This window comes from Nocardiopsis halotolerans DSM 44410 (assembly GCF_000341065.1).
Classification (GTDB): domain Bacteria; phylum Actinomycetota; class Actinomycetes; order Streptosporangiales; family Streptosporangiaceae; genus Nocardiopsis; species Nocardiopsis halotolerans.
Genome location: NZ_ANAX01000350.1, coordinates 1 through 11,222, shown reverse-complemented (window position 1 = coordinate 11,222; position 11,222 = coordinate 1). Strand labels below are relative to the sequence as shown.

The 11,222-nt window shown below is 70.7% G+C and carries 8 protein-coding genes; 1 reads left to right on the top strand and 7 read right to left on the bottom strand.

Features of this window, described 5'->3' with window-relative positions; genetic code table 11:
- Positions 1-57: 57 nt before the first annotated feature.
- The 7 genes from D455_RS0125985 to D455_RS0125955 all read right to left on the bottom strand — a co-directional run bounded on the left by D455_RS0125985 (position 58) and on the right by D455_RS0125955 (position 10,207).
- On the bottom strand, positions 58-1,119 hold the full coding sequence (locus D455_RS0125985) for a TerC family protein (RefSeq protein WP_017573590.1): 1,062 nt from the start codon (positions 1,117-1,119) through the stop codon (positions 58-60).
- Between the two features lie 83 nt (positions 1,120-1,202).
- Entirely contained in the window at positions 1,203-1,763 is a 561-nt protein-coding gene (locus tag D455_RS0125980) for a hypothetical protein (RefSeq protein ID WP_017573589.1), read from the bottom strand.
- Positions 1,763-3,364 carry an Nramp family divalent metal transporter gene (locus tag D455_RS0125975; protein ID WP_017573588.1) on the bottom strand — a complete coding sequence of 534 codons (1,602 nt, stop codon included), beginning with the start codon at positions 3,362-3,364 and terminating at the stop codon, positions 1,763-1,765. The genes D455_RS0125980 and D455_RS0125975 overlap by 1 nt, the downstream gene beginning before the upstream one ends.
- A 240-nt stretch (positions 3,365-3,604) precedes the next feature.
- Entirely contained in the window at positions 3,605-5,764 is a 2,160-nt protein-coding gene (locus D455_RS0125970) for an acetate--CoA ligase family protein (protein WP_017573587.1), read from the bottom strand.
- 4 nt (positions 5,765-5,768) lie between these two features.
- On the bottom strand, positions 5,769-6,998 hold the full coding sequence (gene frc, locus D455_RS0125965; protein WP_017573586.1) for a formyl-CoA transferase: 1,230 nt from the start codon (positions 6,996-6,998) through the stop codon (positions 5,769-5,771).
- Between the two features lie 21 nt (positions 6,999-7,019).
- Positions 7,020-8,726 (bottom strand): thiamine pyrophosphate-binding protein, encoded by a 1,707-nt coding sequence (locus D455_RS0125960; protein ID WP_017573585.1) that lies wholly within the window; start codon positions 8,724-8,726, stop codon positions 7,020-7,022.
- 74 nt (positions 8,727-8,800) lie between these two features.
- On the bottom strand, positions 8,801-10,207 hold the full coding sequence (locus D455_RS0125955) for an MFS transporter (protein ID WP_017573584.1): 1,407 nt from the start codon (positions 10,205-10,207) through the stop codon (positions 8,801-8,803).
- A 151-nt stretch (positions 10,208-10,358) separates the two neighbouring features.
- Here D455_RS0125955 and sucC point away from each other — a divergent pair.
- Positions 10,359-11,222, top strand: an 864-nt coding sequence (sucC, locus tag D455_RS0125950; RefSeq protein ID WP_017573583.1) for an ADP-forming succinate--CoA ligase subunit beta, incomplete at its 3' end; no start/stop codon positions are given.

Genomic DNA, 11,222 nt, shown 5'->3' with positions numbered 1-11,222 from the left:
GGCCGGACACCGTACGGTGTCCGGCCCCCGCGTCGGTCGGGGTGCGCGCCGGGAGCGTCAGCGGTCCACCCGCTCCCTCGGATCGTCGCCGGGCCGCTCCTCCGAGGCGGGACCGGTCCCGGCTTCGGTCTCCTGGACGGAGGGGGAGGGCCGCTCCGCCGCGGCCCTGGCCTCGGCCGCCAGGGTCCTGCGGTTGCTGATCAGACTGGTCACCGTCGTGACGAGCAGGGTGGCCAGGATGACGAGCAGCGAGGTCAGGGTGCCGATCTCGGGCACGTGCCAGTCGGTGGTCTCGTGCAGCGCGTGCAGGACCAGCTTCAGCCCGATGAAGCCCAGGATCACCGCCAGGCCCTTGTTGAGGTGGACGAGCTTGGTCAGCAGGCCGCCGATGAGGAAGTAGAGCTGACGCAGGCCCATCAGGGCGAAGGCGTTGGCGGTGAAGACCAGGTAGGGCTCCTGGGTGATGCCGAAGATGGCCGGGATCGAGTCGAGGGCGAACAGGATGTCGGTGAGCCCGATCGCGATCATCACCAGCAGCATCGGCGTGACCACGCGCCTGCCGTCCACGCGCACGGTCAGCTTGGCCTCGTGGTACTCGTCGGTGGTCGGCAGGAAGCGCCGCACCATGCGTACCGCGGCGTTCTCCTTGTACTCCTCGTCGTCGTCCGACTCGGTGATCAGCTTCCACGCGGTGAACAGCAGGAACGCGCCGAACAGGAAGAACACACCGGCGAACGCGTTCACCACCGCCGCTCCCAGCGCGATGAACAGGCCGCGGAAGACCAGGGCGAGCGCGATACCCACCAGCAGGACCCGCTGACGGTGCACGGGCGGCACCGCGAAGGAGCCCAGGATCAGGATGAACACGAACAGGTTGTCGATACTCATCGAGTACTCGACGATCCAGCCGGTGAAGAAGTCCAGACTCTGGGCGGAACCGGCGACGACGCCGAGCCCGATGCCGAAGACGACGGCGAGGGAGACGTAGACGCCGACCCAGATCGAGGCCTCGCGCATCGACGGTTCATGGGGTTTGCGTACGGTGATGACGAAGTCGAGCGCGATGACGCTGAGTAGGGTCACGATGGTGACGGCCCAGATCCAGGGATGGATATCCAAGGTGCGGTACTCCTGAGAACTCGTGGGGCACGACACTGCCCGCGGTGCGGAGTCCGACGCCGCACCGCGGGCAGTGTCGTGGTTCAGGACGGGGTGTCGGGGGTTCTACGACGGGAGGCGCCCCGCCGTCGGTCGAGGTGGACGGCGTGCTCCACGTAGCGTTCCACCAGGGACGCCGCCACCGGGTTGTGCCCGCGGACGCGGAGCAACCAGTACGGCGCGATCCTCTCGTGCAGCCACAGGAAGCCGATGGTGAAGCCGAAGCTGAGCATCGCCTGGAGAGCCAGGAAGGACAGCAGCGGTTCCCCCAACACGGTGTCGTCCCCGAGTGCCCACGCCACCGCGAAGGAGTCGGCCAGGCGGGCGAGGGGGAACCCCACCAGCCAGTACAGCGCCAGGGGAGCCACCGCGCCGATGGAGAAGACACCGCGTGCCAGCAGAACACAGTACCCGGCACCGAGAATCGCGAGCGGACCGCCCAGCGCGGTCGCGAGGGTGAGGGTGACTCCCAGGGGCAGCCCGGCCATCACGGCGACGCCCGCCGCGAACAGACCGGCCACGAGGCCGATCGCCGCGCCCGGCACCGCGACCTCCGCGTGGTCGCGGAGGGGGCGCCCCTGGGGGAGGGTCTTCGCGGGGTTCATCAGTCGATCACGACCCCGAAGGCGAACAGGGAGTAGAACAGGGCGCCGAGGTAGAACAGCGCCGCGAAGGCGATGACGGCGTTGGAGAGGATCCCCGGACGGATCGGCTTGGGCAGCGTGAGGTTGTTGACCAGCAGCAGCACCACGCAGTAGGCGCCCATCGCGAACGCCGACAGGAAGGCCAGCACGTCCAGGATGGCCGCCGGTCCGTCGGCGGGACCGAAGAGCAGGACGCAGATGCCGAAGACGATCAGTCCCCACAGGAACATGGCGTACAGCTTCGACATGCCGATCCTCTTGGCGCCCGGCACGAAGTTGAAGGTCATGTCGGCCTGGCCGCGCGAGAAGGAGTCGAACAACCCCAGCGTGGCGTTGAGTCCGATGAGCGCGATGAAGCAGAAGAACACCGTGCCCAGGATCGGGCTGCCCGCGGCCGAGAAGGAGGCGGCCATGGCGTCCAGTGCGGCGCCGCGGTCACCCTCCCGGAGCAGTTCGGTCACGTTCGGGTCGAAGCGGGCCGACGCCTGCGCCAGGACGGTGAAGGAGATCGTCACCAGCATCGTGATGCCCCAGAACAGGACCATGGCGTCGAAGGTGACCCAGCGCCGCCAGCCCTTCCACTTCTCCATCTCCGCCGCGTCGGAGGTGTCGAACATGAAACCGCGCGTGGGCATGGTCTCCTGCTCGCCCGCGTGCCGCAGACCGCGGATCTTGGGGATGTGCGCACCCATCCCCGCGCCCTTGTCGCGCAGGTGCAGGGTGTACCACATCTGCTGCATGCCCGAGGGGCCGGCGAAGGCGATGGACCCGACGATCACGGGGAACCAGAGCGCCGTGGTGGCCTCCTCGGGGAGGTAGCCGAACGCGAACATCCCGGTGAGGGTGGACGTCAGGTCGGACAGGTTGCCCACGATCCCCGCGATCACCGCGCTGCCGACCACCAGCAGGCCGATACAGATCGAGAGCACGCTCTCCAGCAGGTTGTAGATGACCTTCGCCAGCGTGAACACCACGCCGACGAGGAGCATCCCGGCGACCGCGGTCACCTGCCATGGGATGCCGGTCACCCGTTCGAACGCCGAGGCGCCCGCGGAGAGGTGACCCGGCCAGATGTAGACCAGGATCGCCGTGACGAAGAAGAACCACATGAGTGGTTTGAAGACGCGTGCGGCTCCGTAGAAGATGCTCTCGCCCGTGGCCATCGCGTAGCGGGACATCTCCAGCATGACCACGGCCTGAAGGGTGACACCGATCAGGAAGAGCCAGCGGATCTCGGGGCCGAACACCAGCACCAGCCTCGGCCACATGTAGGACTCGCCCATGCCGACGCCGAGGGCGACGAGGAACACGGTGGGTCCCAGGATGTGGATCGAGGGCGGTGCCTTGGGCAGGGAACGGATGGGCATCGGCTCCAGCCGGCCCGCCTTCCAGAAGCGCTCCTGCCTGGGAGGGGCGCTCTCGGAGGTGGCCGCGGCGGAGTCGGGTTCGGCCTCGGCGGGGCTCGGCTGCCTCTGCGCCGGGACGAAGGGGGTCTGTGCGTCGGTGGGGGACTGGTTGGCCGGTTCCGGCGTGCTGCCGCTCTCGGGGCGTGAGGAATCCATGGACGGAACTCCCTGTGTGGGATAAGCGGATGCGAGCTGATGGCTGGCATGGCGCCCCCGGGTGTTACGGCCACCTTTCTCTCGTGGGCGGGAGGGAACCGCCGCGGCGCAGTGGCTGTTCGTCGCGGTGGTGGGACCCGGCGGCCTTGCGGCGGCGGCTCCGAGACCGCCGGGTTCAGGGGATCGGTGGTGTGCTGGAACGTGGCCCGGCCGGGGCCGGGGCTCCGGCCGGGCACCCGGTCAGAGTAGTCCCGCGGCGCGCGCCCAGCGATACTTCGCGCCGAGAATCTGTACCGGTTTCTCGGTCGTGTAGGGGAAGGCCACGATGCCGTGGTCGAACAGGTACCGGGCGGCCTCCTCCACCTCGGTGTCACCCGAGAGGGAGGCGACCACGGGCTTGTCGATGCCCTTGGCCCTGGCCTCGGCCACCACGTCGCTGACCACCCTGGCGAAGACCATCGGCGGGGTGATGATGGTGTGCCAGTAGCCCAGGATCAGCGCGTGCACACGCTCGTCCTCCAGACCCAGCCGGACCGTGGCCTCGTAGGTGGAGGGCGGTTCGCCGCCGGTGATGTCGACCGGGTTCCCGGCGGCGCCGAACGGCGGGATGAACGCGCGGAACGACGCGTCCAGGTCCGGCGGGATCTCGTACAGCGACATCCCGTTGTCGACCACGGCGTCGGAGAGCAGCACGCCCGATCCGCCCGCGCCGGTGATGATGACGACGTTCTCTCCCTTGGGCGTGGGCAGGACGGGCAGCGCGCGGCCGTACTCCAGCAGCTCGTTGAGCCCGGGGGCCCTGACCACCCCGGCCTGGCGGAGGATGTCGTCGTAGACCTTGTCGTCCCCGGCGAGCGCCCCGGTGTGCGATCCGGCCGCGCGCGCACCGGCGTCGGTGCGCCCGGCCTTGAGCACGATGACGGGCTTGCGCGGCACGACCTCGCGGGCGGCCTCGACGAAGGCGCGGCCGTCCTTGAGGTCCTCCAGGTGCATGGCCACGGCGTTGGTGTTCTCGTCCTGGCCGAAGAAGGTGAGCAGGTCGTCCTCGTCGATGTCGGCCTTGTTGCCGACGCCGACGATGGCGGAGACCCCGGTGCTCGTGCTGCGGCTGTAGCCGAGGATGGCCATGCCGATCCCGCCCGACTGGGAGGTCAGGGCCGTGCCGCCGCTGACGTCGTAGGGCGTGCAGAACGTCGCCGACAGCTTCTGCGGCGTGTAGTAGTAGCCGTAGATGTTGGGGCCGAGCAGCCGCACGCCGTGCCGTCGGGCGACGGCCAGCACCTTGTCCTGCAACTCCTGCTCGCCGGTCTCGGCGAACCCGGAGGGGATGAGGACCGCCGCGGCGGCCCCCTTGGCGCCGACGTCCTCCAGCGCGTCAGCCACGAACTTCGCGGGGATGGCGAAGACCGCCACGTCGACCTCGCCGGGGATGTCGAGGACGCTCGTGTAGGCTCTGCGGCCGTACACCTCGGGGGCCTTGGGGTTGACCGGGTACACCTCGCCCGCGTACCCGCCGTCGACGATGTTCTTGATGACGGAGTGGCCGATCTTGCCGGGCTCGTTCGAGGCGCCGATGATCGCGATCGACCGCGGCTTGAAGACCCGGTTCATCGCGGTGAGGATCTCCTGCCGGTCGAACCGCGCGGGCGGTTCGGCGGGCGTGAAGTCCAGGACGAAGCGCAGGTCGGCGGCCACGGCGGAGGCCGGTCCGGCGAACACCGGGTTGAGGTCGGCCTCGGCGATCTCGGGGAAGTCGGTCACCAGGTCCGAGAGCCGGCTGACCACGTCGGCCAGCCGCTCCCGGTCCACGCCGGGGCGTCCGCGCACGCCGTGCAGGACCTCGGCCGCGCGGATGTCCCCGATCTGGGACAGCGCCTCCTCCGCCGAGACCGGGGCCATCCGGAAGGTGACGTCCTTGAGGACCTCGACCAGGACGCCGCCCAGGCCGAAGACCACGATCTTGCCGAAGGTGGGGTCGGTGGTCGCGCCGACGAGGACCTCGACCCCCGGGTCACCGCCGACCTGCTGCTGGATCTGGACGCCGTCGATCCGGGCGCCGGGGGTGTGGGCGAGGGCGTTGGCGGTGATACGGCGGTAGGCCTCGGCGACCTGCTCGGCGTTCTCCAGACCGACCTCGACGCCCCCGGCGTCGGTCTTGTGCAGGATGTCGGGGGAGACGATCTTGGCCACGACCGGCAGGCCCAGTTCCCCGGCGAGCTCGGCGGCCTCCTCCGCGGAGCGCGCCAGTGCCTCACCGGGGATCGGGATGCCGTAGGCGTCGGCGAGGACGCGGCCCTCGGGGGCGGTCAGGGCGCTCCGGCCCTCGGCCCGGGCGCGGTCGAGCACCTCGCGGACGGCCGCGCGGTCGTGTTCGGGGCGGTCGGGGGTGTAGGCGGCCATGAGGTCAGATCACTCCGTTCGATGCGAGTTCGGCCAGCTCCTCGTCGGACAGCCCCAGCTCTCCGCCGTAGACGTCGGCGTTGTGCTCGCCGAGCAGCGGGGAGCGGGCGACGTCCACGGGTGAGTCCGAGAGCCGGATGGGCGACGACACCGTCTCGTAGGAGCCCCGCTCGGGGTGCTCGACGGTGGTGACGACCCCGTTGGCGCGCAGGGTGGGGTCGTCGATGATCTCGCGGGTGGACATGATCGGCCCGCAGGGGATGTTGTGCGCGTTCAACGCGGCCAGCACGTCCCACTTGGGGAGCTTGCTGGACCACTCCTCGATCAGGGCGAACATCGTGGTGAGCTTGTCCAGCCGGGCCTCGGGGGTGGCCCACTCGGGGTCCTCGGCCAGCTCGGGGCGGCCGATGAGCCGGGTGATGGGCTCCCAGCCGACGGGCTGGACGATGACGTACACGTAGTCGTTGGGGCCGCCGGGGGAGGTGCGGACGGCCCAGCCGGGCTGGCCGCCCCCGGAGGCGTTGCCGGAGCGGGGGACCTCGTCGCCGAAGTCGTCGTTGGGGTACTCCGCCAGCGGCCCGTGCGCCAGGCGCTGCTGGTCGCGCAGCTTGACCCGGCACAGGTTGAGCACCGCGTCCTGCATGGCGACCTGGACGCGCTGGCCCCGGCCGGTGCTGGTGCGCTGGTACAGCGCGGCGAGGATACCGGCTACTGTATGCACGCCCGTGCCCGAGTCGCCGATCTGCGCGCCCGTCGCCAGCGGCGGCCCGTCGTCGAACCCGGTGGTGCTCATGGATCCGCCCATCGCCTGGGCGATCACCTCGTAGGCCTTGAAGTCGGCGTACGCGCCCGGCCCGAACCCCTTGATCGAGGCGTAGACCAGCCGTGGGTTGGCCTCCGAGAGCACCTCCCAGGTGAAGCCCATCCGGTCCAGCGCGCCGGGGGCGAAGTTCTCCACCAGCACGTCGCTGCGGCGCACCAGGTCCAGGAAGATCTCCTTGCCCCGGGGCTTCTTGGTGTTGAGGGTGACGCTGCGCTTGTTGGAGTTGAGCATCGTGAAGTACAGGCTGTCCACGTCGGGCCTGTCCCGGAGCTGACGCCGGGTGATGTCACCCGAGGTCGCCTCCACCTTGACCACGTCGGCGCCCATCCAGGCGAGTATCTGCGTCGCCGACGGACCCGACTGGACGTGGGTCATGTCCAGGACGCGGACCCCGTCGAGTGCCTTGCCCATGACTCTTCCTCCCTGGTCCCGCTACTTGTACATGGTCTGGTTCATCGTCCCGGGGGCGTAGACCTCGGGGTCGATCCAGACGTTGACGAGCGAGGGCTTGCCGGACTCGCGGGCGCGGCGCAGCGCCGGGGCGATGTCCGCCGGGTCCCGGACCTCCTCGCCGTGGCCGCCGAGCATCCGGGCGAACTCCGCGTAGTTCACGTCGCCCAGCGTGTTGCCGATCTCGCCCCGGTCCGCCCCGTACTTGGCGATCTGGCCGTAGCGGATCTGGTTCATGGAGGAGTTGTTGCCGACGATGCCGACGAAGGGCAGGTCGAAACGGACCAGGGTCTCGAAGTCCCAGCCGGTCAGGCTGAACGCGCCGTCGCCGAAGAGCGCCACCACCTCCTTGTCCGGCCGGGCGTACTTGGCGGCCATCACGAACGGGACGCCCACGCCCAGCGTGCCGAGGGGCCCGGGGTCCATCCAGTGGCCCGGCGACTTGGGCTGGACCACCTGGCCGGAGAAGGTGACGATGTCGCCGCCGTCGCCGACGTAGATGGAGTCCTCGGTGAGGAACTGGTTGATCTCGCTGACCAGCCGGTAGGGGTGGATGGGCGTGGAGTCGGAGGTGAGCAGGTGCGCGCGTTTGTCCAGCTTCTCCTGTTCCTGGTTGCGCAGCTCCTCCAACCAGGCCTTGCGGCCCTGGGCGCCGTTGTCCCCGTAGGCGGAGGTGGCCTGGAGCACCGAGGACAGGATCACGTCGGCGTCGCCGACCAGCCCCAGGTCGATGTCGCGGTTCTTGCCCACGGTGGCGTAGTTGAGGTCGATCTGCACCACCGTGGCGTCGGGTGAGAGGCGCTTGCCGTAGCCCATCCGGAAGTCGAAGGGCGTGCCGACGATGATGATCAGGTCGGAGTTGGAGAAGGCGTGGCGCCGGGAGAGCTGGAAGTGGTGCGGGTCGCCGGGCGCCAGGGTGCCCCGGCCCGCGCCGTTCATGTAGGCGGGGATGTTGAGCGCGCGCACCAGGTCGGTGGCCGACTGGGTGGCCCGGGTGGTCCACACCTGGTTGCCGAGCAGGATGCTGGGCCGCTCCGAGCGCACGATCAGGTCGGCGAGCCGCTCGATCGCGGCGGGGTCGCCCGCCTGCCGGGTGGAGGCGCGGTAGCGCCCCCTGGCCGGTATGCGCGCCCGCTCCAGGGGGACCTCGGCGTCCAGGATGTCCCGGGGGATCTCCAGGAAGGACGGGCCGGGCGCCCCGTTGTTCGCCTCGCGGAAGGCCATGGAGACCATGTCGGCGACCCGCTCGGTGTGCGGCACGCTGGAGGCGAACTTGGAGATCGGGTTGATCATGTCGACGTGGGGGAGGTCCTGGAGCGAGCCCATCCTGTGCTGGCTCAGGGCCCCCTGTCCGCCGATGACCAGCATCGGGCTCTCGGCGCGGTAGGCGTTGGCGATGCCGGTGACCGCGTCCGTGGTCCCCGGTCCGGCGGTCACGACGGCGCATCCCGGCTTGCCGGTGATCCGGGCGTAGCCGTCGGCGGCGTGCGCGGCGACCTGCTCGTGGCGGACGTCGACCACGTCGATGCCCTCGTCGGCGCATCCGTCGTAGATGTCGATGATGTGTCCGCCGCAGAGCGTGAAGACGACGTCGACCCCCTCCGCCTTGAGCGCCTTGGCGACCAGGTGGCCGCCGGAGATCGTGGTCTTCTCGCTGCTGGTGGACTCGTTGCTTGCCTTGTCGGCCATCGGTACGACGACCCCTTTCGTGCGGGTGGGCGTGTGGTCGTGTCCTGTGGGCGGGATACTGTATACGGTGTGCATCACATTGGAGCACGCCGCCACGTCGCTGTCCAGACCCCGTTCGTCTTCTGTGTGGTCCGGACCGGCAGCGGGCGCCGCAGCAGGGCCGCCAGGGCGGTCGCCGCGGCGCAGGACGCGCCGGAGGCGGCCAGGCCGAGGGGCCATACGGAGGCCGGTGCCAGCGCCAGGAACAGCGCGGCTCCGCCGACCCCGAGCAGCCCGCCGACCGCCTTGGAGCTGTAGACCAGGCCGTGGATGTCGGCGGTCCACCGGGGGCCGAAGTGGCCCTCGGTGATCGCCCGGGTCAACGGGTAGCAGGAACCGGTGCACGCGCCCGCCACCAGTGCGAGCGGTACCAGCGCGGCGGTCTGTCCGGTCGGCACGGCGACCGCCAGGCCCACCTGCGCGAGCGCCCCGACGCCCAGCAGTGCGGTGAGGACGCGTCTCCTGCCGGTCCGTTCGGCGGCGGTGCCCGCCGCCAGCCGGCCCAGGCCGCTGCCCGCGGCGAAGACCGTGACGGCCAGGGCCACGCTGGCGGTCGGGTGACCACTCTCCAGCAGGAGCGTCGGCAGAGCGGCGAGGACGAACAGCCCGCTCGCTCCGGACAGCGCGACGACCAGGTGCAGGATCGGTAGGGAGCCTCCGGCCGCCCACGCCTGGGCCGGGGTGAGGTTCGCGGCCCACGGTGGATCGGCGCCCGCCAGGAGCGCCGCGGTGCGGGGGTCGGATCCGGGCGGCCACCACCGGGGCGGGGCCGACCGCTGGCCCACGCCACCCGCCAGTCCCAGCACGAGGACCAACAGCGCGAGCGCCGCGCAGGACGCGGGCAGGGCGGAGGGCGGGACGCCGACCGCGACGGCGGGCAGGAGGGGCACCCAGCCCAGGGCGAAGGCACCGCCCACGGCCCCCGAGCGGACGGTGCGCCGGTCCGGGAACCACCCGTCGACCAGGGCCGAGCAGGAGTGGTAGACGAGTCCGGCGCCCAGGCCGCCCAGGACTCCGTAGCCCAGGACGGCGGTGAGGAGCCCCGGGAGGAGGCCGAGGGCGACCAGGGCGGCGGCGCACAGCAGTGCGCCCGCCTGGATCGCCGGTCCGACCCGCAGCACTCCTCGGACCCTGAGCCTGTGCAGCGCCGGTGCGCAGGCTCCCTGCGTCAGGGTCCACACCAGGAACGGGGTCAGCGCCATGGCGGGGGACCAGCCGTGCGCGGCCGTCAGGGAGGGGACCGCGGCGCCGTAGCCGAACTGGAGCCCTCCGACCGCGGCGGCGGCGGTCAGCGCGCGGGCGAGGACCACGGAGCGGGGCCAGCCGGTGAGCGTGCGGGCCGAGGGGCCCACCGCGTAGCTTCTGCCGCGCCAGTCGCGCACCTCCCACCGCTGGGTCGGGGAAGGGGGCGGCGGGTCGTGGGTCTGGTGACGGCTGCGCATGGCGGGACCTCCTTGTATGCAGTATGCAAAGAGCGGGGCGATCTGCAAAGAGGTGACGGGGGACACATTTCTTTCCGAAGGGCTATTGCATACTGCATACAGTATGGCGTAACACTGGAGGTGACCGGGAACCACGGGATGAGGAGGCTCGGTGGATCTCCATGAGTACGAGGCCAAACAGCTCTTCGGCGAGTACGGCGTCCCCCTCGTCGAGGGCGAGATCGCGGACACCCCCGAACAGGTGCGGCTGGCCCCCAGCCGGATCGGCCACCGCGTGGTGGTGAAGGCGCAGGTCAAGACCGGTGGCCGCGGCAAGGCCGGCGGTGTGAGGGTCGCGGAGGGGGCCGACGACGCCCGGGCCAGGGCCGAGCAGATCCTCGGCATGGACATCAGGGGCCACACGGTCCGCCGCGTCCTGGTGGAAGAGGCCTCGGACATCGCCGAGGAGTACTACTTCTCGTTCCTGCTGGACCGTGCGAACCGCACGTTCCTGTCGATCTGCTCCGCCGAGGGCGGCGTGGAGATCGAGGAGGTCGCCGCGACCCGACCCGAGGCGGTCGTGCGGACCCCGGTCGGCCCCGAGGGGGTGGACCAGGCGTCCGCCCTCGCGATCTGCCGTGCGGCGGGGCTGCCCGAGGAGGTGCGGGACCGCGCCGCACAGGTGATCACCAGGCTCTGGGAGGTCGCCGTCAAGGAGGACGCCACCCTGGTCGAGGTCAACCCCCTGGTCCGCACGGCCGACGGGCGGATCATCGCCCTGGACGGCAAGGTGACCCTGGACGGGAACGCCGCCTTCCGCCATCCCGAACGGAACCCGTTCGTGGACGGCGCCGACACCGACGAGCGCGAGAACCGGGCCAGGGAGAAGGGCCTGAACTACGTCAGGCTCGACGGCGAGGTCGGCGTCATCGGCAACGGCGCGGGTCTGGTCATGTCCACCCTGGACGTGGTCGCCCGGGCGGGGGAGGCGCACGGAGGGGTCCGGCCCGCCAACTTCCTGGACATCGGTGGCGGC